Origin of the sequence: Nostoc sp. CCY 9925 (assembly GCF_963920935.1) — a bacterium.
Lineage (GTDB): Bacteria > Cyanobacteriota > Cyanobacteriia > Cyanobacteriales > Nostocaceae > Nostoc.
In genome coordinates this window covers 101,484-117,013 of sequence record NZ_CAWUDO010000011.1, presented here as the reverse complement: position 1 = coordinate 117,013, position 15,530 = coordinate 101,484, and the positions used below count along the sequence as shown (strand labels likewise).

Genomic DNA, 15,530 nt, shown 5'->3' with positions numbered 1-15,530 from the left:
TTGACTTATTTCTTGGTGGCATTACAGCCTCGCTGCCTGCGTTTTTCAGTCTTGGGAGTTTTTAACAAGCTCACTAAGCTTTTCTGCTGCCGTCTTCAAGTAAAAATCTCTAGTAGAAATCAACCTGTATTAGGAAGTGGGCGATGCACATTGGATTTCTCAACCCTCAAGGCAATTTTGATTCAGGCAATAGTCACATAACGAAACACCCAGATTTTGGGGGTCAGCTGATTTATGTTAAGCAAGTCGCCATAGCCATAGCTCAAATGGGTCATAAAGTTGATATTCTCACCCGTCAAATTATTGACCCGGAGTGGCCAGAATTTGCTGAACCATTTGAGACATATCCAGGGGTCGATAATGTCCGCATTATCCGTTTACCAGCTGGGCCAAAAGAATTTCTGCCTAAAGAGTTATTGTGGCCTCATCTGGTTACTGATTGGGTACCCAACATCCTGAAATTTTATCAACAGCAGGGTGGCTTACCCGATGCAATGACTGCCCACTACGCTGATGGTGGACTATCTGGCGTTCTGATTGAAGAAGAGACAGGTATACCTTTTACCTTTACTGCTCATTCTCTCGGCGCTCAAAAGATGGACAAACTGGAAGTCACCCCAGAAAATCTCACAGAAATAGACGAGCAATTCCATTTCAAATATCGCATCTTAGCCGAACGCCTGAGCATGAATCGCTCGGCTGTTAATATCACCAGTACACGACAAGAACGCTTTGAACAGTACTCTCATCGAGTCTATCGTAGTGCAGTGGATGTAGACAAAGACGACCGTTTTGCGGTGGTTCCACCGGGAGCAGATTTCTCGATTTTCGGTGCAAAGGCGCGTTACGAAAATGAGGAGGCTACCTACCAGCTCATTCAGGAGCGATTGGCACGGGACATTACAGAAGCCCGTCGAGATTTGCCCGCGATCGTAGCATCCAGTCGATTAGAGCTTAAAAAAAACATATTGGGGCTAGTGCAAGCCTTCGCAATGAGTCCAACACTTCAGGAACGAGCTAACTTGGTGCTACTTACAGGGGGACTGGACGATCCTTTACGAGAGGAGACTAGTGACGATATGACTGAAGAGGTATTAGCTCCGATTCGGGAGCTAGTTAAAGAAAACGACTTGTGGGGCAAGATCAGTGCATTTGGCTTGTCAGATCAGTCTCAAGAATCACTGGCAGCAGCCTATCGGTTTATGGTTAAACGCCGCTCAGTGTTCGCGCTGACCGCACTCTACGAACCCTTTGGGCTTGCTCCCTTAGAAGCGGCAGTAGCAGGTTTGCCGGTGGTAGCAACCAAGAACGGTGGGCCTAGCGAGAGCTTGCGACAAGGAAATAAGGAATATGGCGTACTCGTTGACCCAGAAGATGCTGCTGATATTGCGCGGGGCTTGGAGCGGTTGTTATGTGATGCTCAGGAGTGGGAGTATTTTGCCCAAGCTGGTCAACAACGGGTGCTGAAGACGTACACTTGGGAATGTACTGCTGAAAACTACCTGTCTCTGCTTGAGCAGATTCTGTCTTCACCAGAAACCCGCCCTCGCGCTGAACTGCTTCCCATCCATCCCTACTTTCGTAATCCAGAATCGCAGACCGATGTTTCTTTGGAAGAATTGAGCGACATCTACTTTGAAACTAATCAAAAGGTACTAAGTACGCCTATCACTTAAAAGGGTTCGGTAGTCCTGAATCCATCCTTAAAGTGTCAACTCAAGCCATAGCAAATGCAATTCGCGGCTACACAAACGAAGTCCGCCTCCGCGGACTAATAAAAAATTAAGGCTTTTAACCCACGGAGGTGGGTTTTGTTTGTGTAGATGCGGTTTCTAACCGCCCATTTCGCGTTAAGTTAACTATCAGCAGCCAGCACAAAACGTGCTGACTGCTTCGGCAAACTGCTGGTTTTGTTCCATCAATGCCATGTGTCCACCTGGTTTGATGGTGACTCGTTCAGCAGATGGTATTTCTGCTTTCATGCGATCGCTCGCCACAGGTTTTGTCGCTATATCTGAAGCGCCGCAAACAACCAACACAGGCACGTTAATAGTTGCAAGTGTTTCTGTTTCATCAAAGTTGAACATTGCCAGTGTGCCACGAGCCAGAACACCAGGCGAACCCAATGCTGATAATAAACCTGCAAAGCTTAGTTGACCGCGTGTTTCTGTACCGGTAAATCCAGAAAGTTCTACGCTGATGTACAGTGAACCATTCAAATACGAAAGCCAAGTCATCAACCAAAAAATCGGCCACAGCACAATAGTCAGGTACAACACAGGTTCGAGTAGGGGTTTTTGCAATTTACGTACCAAATTGCTCAAGATACAAGTTTTTACCGGATTGGTGTAAGTAGTATCGACAAGAATTAAGCCGGCCACTCGACTCCCCAATTGCTCTGGAAACAGGCGACAGAATGTCAGGTTAATCATTCCACCCATGCTGTGTCCTAGCAGGATAACAGGTTTTTCGCCTGCTATGGCAATAACAGCTTCCAAGTCACGGGCATATTTTTCTATAGAGTGATCGTTGTTTTTCGGTTTAGCGGATTTTCCTAACCCTGGTAGATCCCAAACAATTACTCGGAAGCGATCGCTTAATTGTCGCTTGGCATAATACCATACAGTACTATTCGGCCCCCAACCATGTGACAAGATAATCGGTTGACCATCTTCAGACCCAAAAAACTCTACTTGCAACACGCTCCCATCCGGTCGTGGCAAACGCTGCACGGTTTTGCTACGCATAAATTTAGGTTCCTCGGTTCCAGGACGGCGCAACAGTGGCAAGCTGATAAAACGGCCACCAAAAGTCCACAGAATCATAACTAGTCCAGCTACCAAGTAAGATGTTCCTACAAGTTCTCCTTCGTACCACTCATAGAGAATGTAGATTCCCCCACCAAGTACCCCAATCGACAGCAGTTGAACCAGCCATACAAGCAGAAAATTATGAGGCATGAATATCATGAGCCTAAACCTTGCGATACCTTGTTAACTGCTTTTAGCTTCATACCATAGTTAGAATCATGCTACTTTCACTCCCAAGAATGATTTATACAGTGTTGTAAGTGTGATAAAAATGCTGGATTAGTCGATAAATAGTGTAGAGTTGCAAAAATAATTATTAACAAATAATATTCCTTATGCCTACTGCTTTCTATTAATTAATAACTATTCCGAAGGGGTATGATTTTGAATACAGTTGAGTTTTTATCTTATCTTCGCAGCTTAGATATTCAAGTTTTTATTGATGGTGAAAAGTTTCGCTGTACCGCCCCTGAAGGAATTATTACAGCAGAACTGCGTGCAGAAATTCAAAAGCGCAAAGCAGAAATTATTGAATTTTTAGAAGTATCTAATCGTACTAATAACCACAGCTTTAGACCTCTTGTACCTATTTCGCGATCGCAAAATCTTCCCCTCTCCTTTGCTCAACAACGGCTGTGGTTTCTTGACCAATTAATCCCTAATAATCCTTTCTATAACATTCCATTAGCACTACATTTAACAGGTTCGCTCAATCAAGCCGCGCTAGAGCAAACTTTTAACGAAATTGTGCGCCGACATGAAGCTTTACGCACCACTTTTGTCATCCAGTCAGGGCAACCAGTTCAGGTAATTAATCCTACACTCAAAATACCCTTACCAGTAATAGATTTACGGCAACTGCCACCAGCCGAACAAGAAATACAAGCGCGACGACTCACTACCCAACAAGCTCAATGTCCTTTCAATTTATTAACTGATTCGCTGCTACGAATTAAACTGCTGCGGTTAGATGAAACACAATACATCCTACTGCTGACTATGCACCACATTGTTTCTGATGGTTGGTCTATTGGGGTGCTGATTCAAGAGATAGCAGCACTTTACACAGCCTTTGACAGTAATCAGCCTTCTCCTCTAGCGAAACTTACAATCCAATATGCAGACTTTGCATACTGGCAACGCCAATGGTTGCAAGAGGAAGTATTACAAAAGCAACTGAGTTATTGGCAGAAACAATTAGATGGCATTTCTATGCTAAATCTGCCGACTGACAGACCAAGACTAGCTGCTCAAACTTACCAAGGTGCAAGGCAAGATCTGCAATTATCAAAAACTTTGAGCGAAGCACTTTTAGCTCTCGGACAGCAAGAAGGGGTAACTTTGTTTATAACCCTACTAGCAGCATTTCAAGTTTTACTTTACCGCTACACACAACAAGAAGATATTACTATTGGTTCGCCTATTGCTAATCGCAACCGCAGCGAAATAGAAGGATTAATTGGTTTTTTTGTCAACAGCTTAGTACTGCGTACCGACCTATCAGGAAACCCAACTTTTCGACAATTATTGAGTCGAGTTAAAGAGGTAGCTTTAGGAGCATACAGCCATCAAGATTTACCTTTTGAAAAACTCGTAGAAGAACTACATCCAGAGCGTAATTTGAATCAAAATCCGCTATTTCAAGTAGTTTTTGCCCTACAAAATGCACCTATGACAGCGTTAGAGTTACCTAGTTTAACTTTAAGTCCACTACCATTTGAAACGGAAACAACACGCTTTGATTTAGAGTTACACTTGTGGGAGCCAAATACTCAAAATGGTTTATGGCTAGATAGTTCAGAAGGAATTAGCGGTTTTGTAATTTACAGCACTGATTTATTTGATGACGCTACTATTACTAGAATGTTCGGACACTTCCAAACATTACTAAAAGGAATAGTTGCAAATCCAGAACAACGAATTGCACAGTTACCACTTTTAAATGAAGTTGAGCTAGATCAATTATTATTTCAATGGAACAAAACCCAGGCTGATTATCCTCAAGATAAGTGTATCCATCAATTATTTGAAAGGGTTGCCCAACAGAATCCTAATGCCGTAGCCTTAGTATTTGGCGATGAACAACTCACCTACAAAGAGTTAAATATACAGAGCAACCAACTTGCACATTATCTCAAAAAATTAGGAGTTAAAACCGAAGTTTTAGTAGGGCTTTGTGTAGAACGCTCTTTTGATATGGTAATTGGGATGCTAGGTATATTGAAAGCTGGCGGAGCTTATTTACCTTTAGATCCAAGCTATCCGTCTGAACGTTTAAACTTTATGCTAGAAGATGCTCAAGTCTCCGTTTTATTAACTCACGAGCAATGGCTTGAACGTTTAGAAAACAATAATTCAAAAATAATCTGTTTAGATAAAGATTGTAAAATTATTGCTCAAGAAATAAAAGATAATCTTTGTAGCCAAGTTACAGCAGGCAACCTTGCTTATGTCATTTATACTTCTGGCTCAACAGGAAAGCCAAAAGGCGTACAAATTGAACATAGAGGATTGCTAAATCTAGTTTTTTGGCATCACAAAGCATTTACAGTTTCACCTCTTGACCGAGTAACGCAGATAGCTGGGATTGCATTTGATGCTTGCAGTTGGGAAATTTGGCCTTACCTGAGTGTTGGAGCCAGTATCTATATTGTAAATGATGAAATCAGGCGATCGCCTGAATATCTACGAGATTGGCTAATTTCAAAAAAAATAACAATTTCTTTTTTACCAACACCTATAGCAGAGAAGTTTCTATTATTAGATTTTGCTCAAGATGCAGCTTTACGCATATTACTTATAGGTGGAGATAAACTAAATCAATATCCTTTAAATGACCATTTTTTCCAGGTGATTAATAATTATGGCCCAACTGAAAATACAGTTGTGACAACTTCTGGTCATATTTATCTTCAGAATAACGATAATGTAGCACCTACCATTGGTCGTCCCGTTGCTAATACCCAAGTTTACATACTAGATAAACATTTACAACCTGTACCCATTGGCGTTTTAGGAGATTTATATATAAGTGGTGATGGATTGGCACGAGGTTATTTAAATCGTCATGATTTAACTGCTCAAGGCTTCATTTCTCATTCTTTTACTAATAAGTTAAAAGCACGACTTTATAAAACAAGTGATTTAGTTCGCTATCGAGTAGATGGCAACATTGAATTTTTAGGCCGCCTCGATGAGCAGGTAAAAATCCGTGGCTATCGCATTGAGTTGGGCGAAATTGAAGCAGTACTGGGTCAGCATCCAGCAGTACAGCAAACTGTAGTAATAAGTCGTGACGATAAAGAAGAGGAAAAGCAGCTAGTAGCTTATGTAGTAGCGAAAGCTGAATATAAGAGTGAGCAGGAGAATATACAATTAATGCAATTGCAGAATGAGCAGGTTTTGCAATGGCAGATGCTCTATAACGAAACTTATAATCAACCTGCTGCTGATTCCGATCCAACATCCAATTTTATCGGCTGGAACAGTAGTTACACAAATCAGCCTATTCCGGCAGAGCAGATGCGTGAGTGGGTGAATAATCAAGTAGCGCAAATTTTGGCTTTGCAACCTAAGCGAGTGTTAGAAATTGGTTGTGGAACAGGTTTAATTCTATTCAAGATTGCACCTCACTGCACTAAATATTGTGCAACAGACTTTTCCCTAGTTTCACTCAACTACATTCAGCAGCAGTTAGAAAAGCAAGAAATACCGCAGGTAACGCTGTATCAGCAAATGGCTAGTAACTTTGATAAAGTAGAAACAGCAGCTTTTGATATAGTAATTCTCAACTCAGTTGTACAATACTTTCCTACGATTGATTATCTGATTAATGTATTGGAAGGTGCTGTGAGGGCAACTGCTCCAGGTGGCTTTATTTTCATAGGAGATGTGCGTAATCTGGCACTATTACAAGCTTTCCATGCATCAGTGCAACTGGAGCAAGCTGAACCTTCCCTTACCCGCTCTGAGTTACAGCAACGGGTTCAAATGCAAATTTTCCAAGAAGCAGAGTTGGTGATTGACCCAGCTTTTTTTAGTGCAATAAAGCAATACTTTCCCCAGATTAGCCATGTACAAATTCAACTGCTGCGGGGACGCGAACGCAATGAGTTAACTCAATTTCGGTACAATGTGATTCTTCAGATCGGTGATGAAATTATTAATAATACTCAATTTACTTCAGTATTGAACTGGTCTGAAGATAATTTAACCGTCTCAGCAGTGTCTGAGTTATTAATTAAGAATAAACCAGAAATTTTATGTATTAAAAATGTACCTAATGCGCGGGTGATGGCAGCAGTTAAAACAGCAGAATGGCTATCAAATGTAGAAGGTTTTAAAACTGTAGGTCAAATGCGTAAGGCTTTGCAAGAACTCGAAAATTTAGGAGTAGAGCCAGAAGATTTATATACATTGAATGTACCTTACGGAGTTGAGATTACCTGGTCACATTCAAATATTCAGGGACAGTATGATGTGCTTTTTGTACGGCAAGATGAAATAGGTAAGAGAACTATTTTTCCACACAGCACGACTTACTCTCGTCCCTGGCAATCTTACGCTAATAATCCCTTACAAGCCAAGGGTGCGCGTAAATTAGTCCCGCAGTTGCAAGCTTTCGTAGCACAAAAACTGCCTGAGTACATGATGCCATCAGCTTTTGTAGTATTGGAATCTTTACCTTTAACAGCTAATGGTAAAGTCAATCGCCGCGCCTTAAGAGCATTCTATGATGCAACTAAGCCCCAATTTCCTGAAAATTACATCGCACCTCGCACTCCTGTTGAACAAGTGTTGGTAAAAATTTTTGCTGAGGTTTTGGGACTTAAGCAGGTGGGAATTTATGACAATTTCTTTGAACTAGGCGGTCATTCATTACTGGCAACTCAGCTTGTCTCTAGAGTACGTGATACCTTGCATCTGGAGTTGCCTTTGCGTAGCGTATTTGAAGCACCGACAATTGCACAAATCTCTAAGATAGTGGAAAGCTTTAAACAAAGCAATCCTCAAAGTCAAGCCCCATTTTTAGTACCACTCTCACGTGAAAGTCGGCGGATTAAGTTATCTTCCTTAAATGAAAAGAGCAAGGAGCGTTAATACTCACCGTTCGCGTAATCGAGGATGGATTTGGTGAAATGAGGGATGTGTGAACAAGGGAGGAAGAAAAACAGGCAATCGCTGCGACCACAGTCCTGCCTATAAGCTGTTCCATCAAATTCCACTCTACCTGGAACGTCTTCCATATCTGCTGTAGAAATGTCAGTAGACCCTTGTTCTATCTGGGTTTCTTAATTTTGAATTTTGTTAGCGCAGCTAAGCCGTGTCCGCGAGCGTCATTTTGAATTTTGAATTGGTATAAGTTTGTAGTCAGGACTTTAATGCTGAAATATTTCTAGACTAAAGTCCTAACTACAAACGATTTACTCGACTATTGTCTGGCGACTTTAGCCATTAAAAACGCGGCTGCGCCACTTATTTAAACGGGCTTCCCCAACTGCGGCTAAGCGTCGAGCATCAGCAATTTGCTCTTGCAATGCGCTAATCTGTTTTGTTTGGGCGTCGGCTTGCTGTTGTAAAGATGCATATTCATCTGCACTCTCAAAACTAGAAAGCTGCGAACTATTGGTAAATTGTGTTGTACCGATGGTGGCAAAGGGCCGTAAATCTGCTAATTGTTTTTGTAAAGCTGTAATCTGACTTTCTTGCTCTTGAATTTTTTGTTGCAAGCTTTGTTCGGCTGTTTTACTAGCTGTAACAAATGTATTAACTCCAGTAGCAGATTCTGACTTGGGTTTGAAAAGTTCAGCTAACAATGCACCAACATCCGTGGGTTTAAGCTTACCGTAAGGAGTGTTAGTAATTAGCGATCGCACCAACTGAGGTTTATTATTTGATGCTAAGTTCTTATCGCTGCTAGAGTTACCCCGTACTAGTTGCAGCATATTGGTAAATTCCAATATTTTTTTGCCAGTTTGAGTTTTGTAGCCCCGATAATACGGTACTATATTGTCGCCAAAGGCATTCAAATACTCTTCACTATCGAGATAAGAATCAATATCACCTTCAAAACCCTGCTCATCTAAAATGTTGCTGTGATATATCATCTCGGAGTAGTCATCAGGAGCGCGACCTAAAAGATGCTTGAAGTTCAATTCAATAGCACGGTAGCGGTAAACATTATCAACAAATCTGGAACGATACAACTCTGATTTAGCAACTTGACGCACAAACTCACGAACATTAATTATGCCTTGCTTGAGTTGTGATTCTGGAGCAATGAGGCGTTCGCTTTCCATCACGTAAGCATTGCCCAAAACTTGCCGATAAACTGCACGAATCAGAATTTCGGTATCATCAACTGAAGCACCAGGCCACATTTCAATAATTTCTGTTTGGGAAAATGCTTGATATTGGCGCTGTCTAATTTCATCATCTGAAAGGATTGGCATAGTTTTCAACAACCTTTGAAAAAACAATATTTTTAAAAGTAATGGGAGGTCAGTATTTGCTAGTGATTACTTGGTACAAATCACTAAAATTTACTAATTCCCTTCACAATACGATATAACTTATCAAGTTTTGGGAGGTTTTTTAGTTACATTTTCTAACAAAATCAGACGGCTAACAGTTAATAACTAACAACTAATCATTATCAAAAATTATTCAGTTAGACATTAACAGTTAACCGTCAACCCTCTGGGGGAGGAATTAAAAAGAAGAATTCACAATTGTCTATTCTTCTTCAATTAGAGCATACTTCTAACTCGCAGCAAGCTAGCAGCAACATATCTCAAGCACGGATATCAAATCTAGTGTAGAAACCACCGTATTTTATCCAGTATTGTTTCAAGGTGTGATGAGGTGTATGTAAACTTGCTTTTGCCTGATAGAGAATAACTTGGCGATGATCGCCCATCCAAATTTTATTAACAGGGTCAACAGATATTACTGTTCCTCCTAAAGAAGCAACACATTCAGAAAACCTTTCAATCGTCGTATATTCTAAGGTCTCGAAGATAAAAAAGTTACCCGAACAAATCAAGTGACGACTGCGAATCCAGCAGCGCATTTTTTTTTCAGCTAGTGGAGGTAACATTTTAGGTTTAACAGATTCCAGCTGAATTAACATAATGCGGTCACCGCATTTAATTCATCAGCAAAACTTTCTCGTTTTTCAAACTGCAAAGGTCCAGCAGTTGAACCCCATATTTGTTCATGGGTTTCAATATCCATACCTTTATCTAGACTTATCCAAGTATGCTCAGTTATTTCTACTTCGCTAACAAGATATGTCTGGCGGCCATTGCGAGGAATTAAACATTGATTTCCTGGCTCCACACTACCGCGAAACATTTCACTTTCTCGGATAAAAACCATTGAACAGTTATAGCGCCGTTCAATGCTCTGTGGAGTGATGGTTTTGAGGATATCTAATTCCCGACCAGCACCTGCATAAAGTATAGGGTCTTTCAAGCTGTAATTTTCGATATAAATGCGATCGCCTAAATCTACTAATCTATGTACTCCCTGGCGATAGGGTGTCCATAAATCGTGGTCATATGCTTGTTCAGAATAAAAACCGACGCCAGAAAAAAACTCAAATGGTAATGGACGAAAGAAAATGTGAATGTGCGCGAAAAGTTGAGGATTTGCAAAAGATTGCTTTTGGTTGCTAAAATCTCCTGCCATCCAACAAGCTAAGGTGAGCAAATCGCTAGACTTAGTGTTGGAGTCACTGGCGGCTATTGTCATATTCAACCTCAGGAGTGACAAGACAAAATTATACTAATTCAAAATTCAAAATTTTCTCTTGGAAAGTTCTGATGATCGGAAACCTCCGCTCAGACTTTCCGCAAAATTCAAAATTAAGAAAGCCAAACAGAACAAAGGTTTGGGAGTATGTATCTGTCGCATTCTTTTTTCAAATTGGTATTAGATAATTTGGTGTGCGCTCAAAAAGGATAAACACTCTTTATGGCTGTTAACTGTTGACGGTGGACGGTTAACACTCATCAGTCAACGCTGCTTATTGATGTTATCTCTTGGCCAAATATTGCTAACTTATTCAACTTGATAAAGACCGAATTTCAGAAGAGAAGGAAGCGGTTGTCACACCTTTACCATCGCTGGTTTTAATCATCGATACGCGAAATCGCAGATTTGGGTTAGCAAACCAAATTCGCTCCTCAGCCGCAGCGAGGTCATACTCTGTCAGTAGAGTAAAAACACCATCATCACTCAGGTGGTATTTACCTACTGCTGGGATTGTTTCGGCATATCCCTTTTCCCGCAGGAGTTTGCCTCTAGAAGGATTTTCAATATCGGGAATTGGTACAAGCACTGTACTACCAGAGATTGGTTTATCGTCCCAGTCTGATTCGCCTTCCCAAGTCATGCGAAAGGGATGAGTAATACTGTTAGTGTCAATGTCATATAATTTACATACTTCTTGCACCGCTGGATCGTTGTTAGATAGAGACTCAATGTCAATCGTAGACAAGACTTCTTCAAAATGGGCGAATGCTAAATGATGACCGCTACGTTGCGATCGCCATCGTCCAATTGAGAGTTCAAAGAATTCGGTAATTTTCATTACAAAAGCTATTTGAAAAAACAGTTTACAATCTCAAAAATATTTTGGCTAAAAGTTATTCTCTCAGTCTATATGGTAGTTTATTTTACTTTTTGTGCAACCTGGGATTAGGGATTGGGTACTGGGGACTGGGTACTAGGGATTGGGCAAACAAGGAGAGTAATCCATGCATACCCAATGCCCAATGCCCAATACCCAATACCCAATCTCTATTCTTTAAACAATCTCTGTGATGCTAACAATTTTGCCGCCAGTGCGATTAATCCGCTGAATTTGCGGCGTCATCTTGCTAGCAGGAACAATGTACTCAGTTGTACTGCGGCGGAGGGGATTATCAAATTTTCCACTTCCACCTTGAACAAGGATCTTAAATCTTTTTTCAGTACTACCGATCACAGAAGGTAATTTAATCTTAGTAGCGCTGTTAGTTGCTACTGAGTATACCAACTGAGAGGACTTGACGGCGCTTGAGCTTTCAGCTACACCACGAACCAGACCAAAAATCCGGTTATAGCCGACTTGCTTCTGTCCTACTTGGCTAGTGTTTCCCCGATAGTAGGGTACAGTGTTTTCGCCAAAGTTAGCCTGATATTCAGGGCTATCGATGTAGGAGTCGATCTCAGCATCATAACCGTTTTCAATGGTACGACGGATATGCTCAGAAATCTCTGACTGATCTAGGGGAGCGCGTCCTAGCAGATGTTTAAAGTTGAGTTCAATGAACCGATAAGGAGCAGCACTTTCAAAAAACCGAGTCCGGTAAATCTCGGATTTGCCGACGATTCGCACAAAGTCACGAACGGTGATTTTCCGATCACGCAATTGCGATTCTCCAGTCACGAGCCGTTGACTTTCTAACAGGTGAGCGTTACCCAAAACCTGCTTATAGACGGCTCGAATCACTGCTTCCACTTCTTCGATAGAGCTAGTTGGCCACAGCTCCACCTTCGGGGAATCTATAACAATGCTTCCCATGTACCTTTTCCCAAGCTTAGTTTGTGAATAGATTCTTTAATTGACAGGAGTGATACTGGCAATCACACCACCCTGTTTGTGAATCCGCTGATACTCTTGTGATAGTTGATTGTAGGGTACGAAATAAACCTGGTTACTGCGGCGAAACTTGGAAATGCTATTTACCACATTTGCCTTGTAGCCAGTGACTTCAATCCGGTAGACCTTACCATCGTCACTTGCTCCCACGCCTTGACGGGTGCGAGGAGTAGATGTTGGATTGCGGAATGTTGCACCCTTGCTGAGTGGTGAAACCACAGGGGTAGGCGTGTTTTGAATTACTAAGCCGTTCAATTTTGGCTGTTTACCAGCTAAGTCACCTTTGAGACTACTGCTTGCAGAACCACGTACCAACTGGAATAAGTGACTAAACTGAACCAAGCCCTGGATTGCTTCAGTTTTGTAGCCCCGAATGTAGGGTACAGTGTTTTCACCGAAAGTCTCTTGGTATTCGTCGCTGTCTAAATAGGAATCAATGTCAGCTTCAAAGCCCTGTGTATCCAGAATAGTGCTATGCGAACGGGTTTCTTCTAGATCCAATGGCGCACGACCAAGAAGATGTCTGAAATTTAATTCAATCGACCGATAGCGGGGAACGCTATCAAAAAAGCGCGAGCGGTAAAGTTCCGATTTGGCGACTTGACGCACGAACTCACGAACGCTAATTTCACCCCGTTTGAGTTGGGATTCAGGAACGGGTAGCCGCTCACTCTCCAACACATAGGCATTGCCTAAAACTTGCTTGTAGACAGCTCTAATTATGGTTTCAATTTCCTCATTAGAGCGACCTGGCCACAGATCAATGGGATCGGTATCTTCAAATAAAGCGACCCCTAATCGTGATGCTGGTCCGAAAGCCATTCAAACGATCTCCCAGTTAACAACTAAATTTTATGAGAAGGATATTCGGCAGATGTTAAAAAACTTTACATCACTTTAAACAAGAGGGAGAGCTAGAGTCTTTAAAATTCCTCTTAACATCCATAATTCAAGTTTTTTAAGTTTTTTGCATCGTTATGCCTTTACACATTCTGATACGATGCTGAAACCATATTTATTAAAATTTGTTAAGTTAAATGATACTTTAGAAAAATTTAAGCTTTTTTTAGTATTTAATTGCTAATCAACGCACAGAATGTGATAGGGATGCAAAAATCCCAGATGAAAGCAGCCCATAGCCTAGTAGCCATCGGAAAATGGGATGCCGATCGCAATCAAGGGCGCTGTAAGTTTTTGATTATCTTTAGGACTTACGCACGCTCTACGAGACGCTTCGCGTTGGCGGAAGTGTCTCGTAGAGAAGGCGTCTTGGCAGTAGCCTACGGCAAGCCGCAAAGCGTCTAGGATAAATTAAGCTTTTTGGCGATTTTTGCCTAAGTCCCAATATTGTTGATTATTAGGCTTTGCCATCAAAATCTTCTGAATTGTGCATTCTCGATTTTGAATCGTTAGCCAAAATCGTATAACTTTTTACTACTACGGAATTTGGAAAGTAGCTAGTTGGGTGATTAAATGGTCAAAATAAGGAGTAAGAGTTTCTTGATCGTTGGCTTGGCAGCGTTTCAGACTAGCAGCTTTAATACTTTTTAAGCCGAAAACCATTGCATCCAGAGGAACTTGTAATTCCTGATAAAGCAAATTCATATAGTGCAGTCCTGTGGGACTAGTATATTCAGCGTGGCTACCTGCGATACCATAGGTAATGCAGCGGAGAAAATGCCAAAAATCTCGCCAGCAAGCTTGAGCGCGTTCGGGTGGATAAAGACCTCCCCCAGGCTCGATAATTTCAGGATAAGTCAGCAAAACCTGAACTCTTGCTTCATCAACGATTTCGGCTGCATGATCGCGTAATAACTGAGCAACAGGAATCAAGGCAGAATAATTAGGTGATAAAGTTTCGATCTGGAGTAAATCTTCGTCACTCAGATAGCAAAGACTATCATCCGCAGCTTGGAATATAGCGATCGCTGCTTGAGGATGGGACTGTTCCCACTGTGCAAAGCTGACAATTCTGGCTTTGGCTATTAATTGCTTAACAGTTTCGGTTAATTGAGTCACGTCGCTTCGCTCCAAATTCAAAATTCAAAATTCAAAATTAATGATCCCCATAAATAAATTCAGGGGCTTGTATCCTTTGCGTTTTCGGTCATAAGTCTAGGGGATTGGTTACTGGGAATTGGGGATTGGATATTAGCCTTTAATTTCTATTCCCCAGTCCCTAGTCCCCAGTCCCCAGTCCCTATGATCTTCCCAAATGCGATCGCTATTTTTTGACATTTGTAAAATAAAGTAAAGAATAACCCCAATAAATGCACCTATGGAAATCGATAAAATTAAAGCTGAACTGAAGAATCCAGATTTTCAGTATCGTTTGAAAGCGATCGCTGCACTCAAGGATTATGAATCAGAAGTAGCAGTCCCTTTGCTAACCAGTCTACTGCATGACTCAGAATTTTTAGTGCGTTCATTTGTAGCAAGGGGTTTGGGCAGCCAACAATCAGCAGAATCTTTTGCTGGCTTGATTCAGATTATGAAATTCGACGATACCCCCAACGTGCGAGCTGAGGCAGCAAATTCTTTATCACTATTTGGTAGAGTAGCAGTTTCTCATCTAGTTCTAACATTTTATCAGGATGACCACTGGTTAGTCCGCCGTAGTATACTAGCGGCGATCGCCGACATGAATTGTCCTGAAGAATTATTTGATATCTGCGTTCAGGGTTTAAAAGACGAAGATTTTACAGTTCAAGAATCGTCTGTTGATGCACTCGGCTTACTGGCTGATTCTACCCTACACGTTGCAGCGTTATCGCAAATACTAAGCTTGGTAAATGCTGAATCTTGGCGGATGCGCGTGCGAGTTGCCTACGCCCTCAAACGATTTGAGCAACCGGAAGCGAAAACAGCCTTAAACCAACTCAGACAGGATAAGGATCACCGAGTTATAGGAGCTGCTTTAGAAGAGTTGTTGCCCCAATAGCGAAGCGATTTGATCTTATTTAGGGTTGTTGTGAATAATGTCAATGATCAGATCGAACTCAATTTAGCTCAAGCTAATCCTTTATTTTATCTGAAATTTGAGCAAAATATCCGGGTAGTTTGCAAAAATC

The 15,530-nt window shown here is 41.4% G+C and carries 12 protein-coding genes; 4 read left to right on the top strand and 8 right to left on the bottom strand.

Annotation, left to right across the window (positions count from 1 at the left end; genetic code table 11):
• Window positions 1–143 precede the first annotated feature (143 nt).
• Window positions 144–1,676 carry a glycosyltransferase gene (locus ACM0OY_RS08690; RefSeq protein WP_414568459.1) on the top strand — a complete coding sequence of 511 codons (1,533 nt, stop codon included), beginning with the start codon at window positions 144–146 and terminating at the stop codon, window positions 1,674–1,676.
• A 186-nt stretch (window positions 1,677–1,862) separates the two neighbouring features.
• Here the strand turns inward: ACM0OY_RS08690 and ACM0OY_RS08685 are convergent, their stop codons facing one another.
• Window positions 1,863–2,960, bottom strand: a complete 1,098-nt coding sequence (locus tag ACM0OY_RS08685) for an alpha/beta fold hydrolase (protein WP_414568458.1) — start codon at window positions 2,958–2,960, stop codon at window positions 1,863–1,865.
• Window positions 2,961–3,188: 228 nt separating this feature from the next.
• Between ACM0OY_RS08685 and ACM0OY_RS08680 the strand changes: the two genes are divergently transcribed.
• A complete protein-coding gene (locus ACM0OY_RS08680; protein WP_414568457.1) occupies window positions 3,189–7,910 on the top strand; it encodes an amino acid adenylation domain-containing protein in 4,722 nt (1,573 codons plus the stop codon).
• 347 nt (window positions 7,911–8,257) lie between these two features.
• Here ACM0OY_RS08680 and ACM0OY_RS08675 read toward each other — a convergent pair whose 3' ends face one another.
• The 6 genes from ACM0OY_RS08675 to ACM0OY_RS08650 form a co-directional block, all read right to left on the bottom strand.
• Window positions 8,258–9,262 (bottom strand): phycobilisome rod-core linker polypeptide, encoded by a 1,005-nt coding sequence (locus ACM0OY_RS08675; protein WP_414568456.1) that lies wholly within the window; start codon window positions 9,260–9,262, stop codon window positions 8,258–8,260.
• Between the two features lie 341 nt (window positions 9,263–9,603).
• Window positions 9,604–9,942 carry a CpeR family transcriptional regulator gene (locus ACM0OY_RS08670; protein WP_414568455.1) on the bottom strand — a complete coding sequence of 113 codons (339 nt, stop codon included), beginning with the start codon at window positions 9,940–9,942 and terminating at the stop codon, window positions 9,604–9,606.
• Complete coding sequence (locus ACM0OY_RS08665; RefSeq protein WP_414568454.1) at window positions 9,936–10,565, bottom strand: chromophore lyase CpcT/CpeT; 630 nt, start codon at window positions 10,563–10,565, stop codon at window positions 9,936–9,938. Before ACM0OY_RS08665 ends, ACM0OY_RS08670 begins: the two co-directional genes overlap by 7 nt.
• 313 nt (window positions 10,566–10,878) lie before the next feature.
• On the bottom strand, window positions 10,879–11,406 hold the full coding sequence (locus tag ACM0OY_RS08660) for a phycobiliprotein lyase (protein ID WP_414568453.1): 528 nt from the start codon (window positions 11,404–11,406) through the stop codon (window positions 10,879–10,881).
• Window positions 11,407–11,622: 216 nt separating this feature from the next.
• On the bottom strand, window positions 11,623–12,381 hold the full coding sequence (locus tag ACM0OY_RS08655) for a phycobilisome rod-core linker polypeptide (RefSeq protein ID WP_414568452.1): 759 nt from the start codon (window positions 12,379–12,381) through the stop codon (window positions 11,623–11,625).
• A 36-nt stretch (window positions 12,382–12,417) separates the two neighbouring features.
• Window positions 12,418–13,281, bottom strand: coding sequence for a phycobilisome rod-core linker polypeptide (locus tag ACM0OY_RS08650; protein WP_414568451.1), 864 nt, complete (start codon window positions 13,279–13,281; stop codon window positions 12,418–12,420).
• A 300-nt stretch (window positions 13,282–13,581) separates the two neighbouring features.
• Here ACM0OY_RS08650 and ACM0OY_RS08645 point away from each other — a divergent pair, with 300 nt between their 5' ends.
• The gene (locus ACM0OY_RS08645; protein ID WP_414568450.1) at window positions 13,582–13,764 is read left to right on the top strand and encodes a hypothetical protein; all 183 of its coding nucleotides are present in this window, start codon (window positions 13,582–13,584) and stop codon (window positions 13,762–13,764) included.
• 132 nt (window positions 13,765–13,896) lie between these two features.
• Here the strand turns inward: ACM0OY_RS08645 and ACM0OY_RS08640 are convergent, their stop codons facing one another.
• A complete protein-coding gene (locus tag ACM0OY_RS08640) occupies window positions 13,897–14,478 on the bottom strand; it encodes a phycobilisome protein (RefSeq protein ID WP_414568449.1) in 582 nt (193 codons plus the stop codon).
• A 259-nt stretch (window positions 14,479–14,737) separates the two neighbouring features.
• On the opposite strand from ACM0OY_RS08640, the gene ACM0OY_RS08635 reads away from it, so the two are divergent.
• Window positions 14,738–15,400, top strand: a complete 663-nt coding sequence (locus tag ACM0OY_RS08635; protein ID WP_414568448.1) for a HEAT repeat domain-containing protein — start codon at window positions 14,738–14,740, stop codon at window positions 15,398–15,400.
• Window positions 15,401–15,530 lie beyond the last annotated feature (130 nt).

Bases quoted from the DNA above. Each gene is read 5' to 3' on its own strand.
- ACM0OY_RS08645 (WP_414568450.1), top strand. From the start codon at position 13,582: ATGAAAGCAGCCCATAGCCTAGTAGCCATCGGAAAATGGGATGCCGAT.
- ACM0OY_RS08685 (WP_414568458.1), bottom strand. From the start codon at position 2,960: ATGCCTCATAATTTTCTGCTTGTATGGCTGGTTCAACTGCTGTCGATT.
- ACM0OY_RS08635 (WP_414568448.1), top strand. From the start codon at position 14,738: ATGGAAATCGATAAAATTAAAGCTGAACTGAAGAATCCAGATTTTCAG.
- ACM0OY_RS08655 (WP_414568452.1), bottom strand. From the start codon at position 12,381: ATGGGAAGCATTGTTATAGATTCCCCGAAGGTGGAGCTGTGGCCAACT.
- ACM0OY_RS08660 (WP_414568453.1), bottom strand. From the start codon at position 11,406: ATGAAAATTACCGAATTCTTTGAACTCTCAATTGGACGATGGCGATCG.
- ACM0OY_RS08665 (WP_414568454.1), bottom strand. From the start codon at position 10,565: ATGACAATAGCCGCCAGTGACTCCAACACTAAGTCTAGCGATTTGCTC.
- ACM0OY_RS08690 (WP_414568459.1), top strand. From the start codon at position 144: ATGCACATTGGATTTCTCAACCCTCAAGGCAATTTTGATTCAGGCAAT.
- ACM0OY_RS08670 (WP_414568455.1), bottom strand. From the start codon at position 9,942: ATGTTAATTCAGCTGGAATCTGTTAAACCTAAAATGTTACCTCCACTA.
- ACM0OY_RS08650 (WP_414568451.1), bottom strand. From the start codon at position 13,281: ATGGCTTTCGGACCAGCATCACGATTAGGGGTCGCTTTATTTGAAGAT.
- ACM0OY_RS08680 (WP_414568457.1), top strand. From the start codon at position 3,189: ATGATTTTGAATACAGTTGAGTTTTTATCTTATCTTCGCAGCTTAGAT.
- ACM0OY_RS08675 (WP_414568456.1), bottom strand. From the start codon at position 9,262: ATGCCAATCCTTTCAGATGATGAAATTAGACAGCGCCAATATCAAGCA.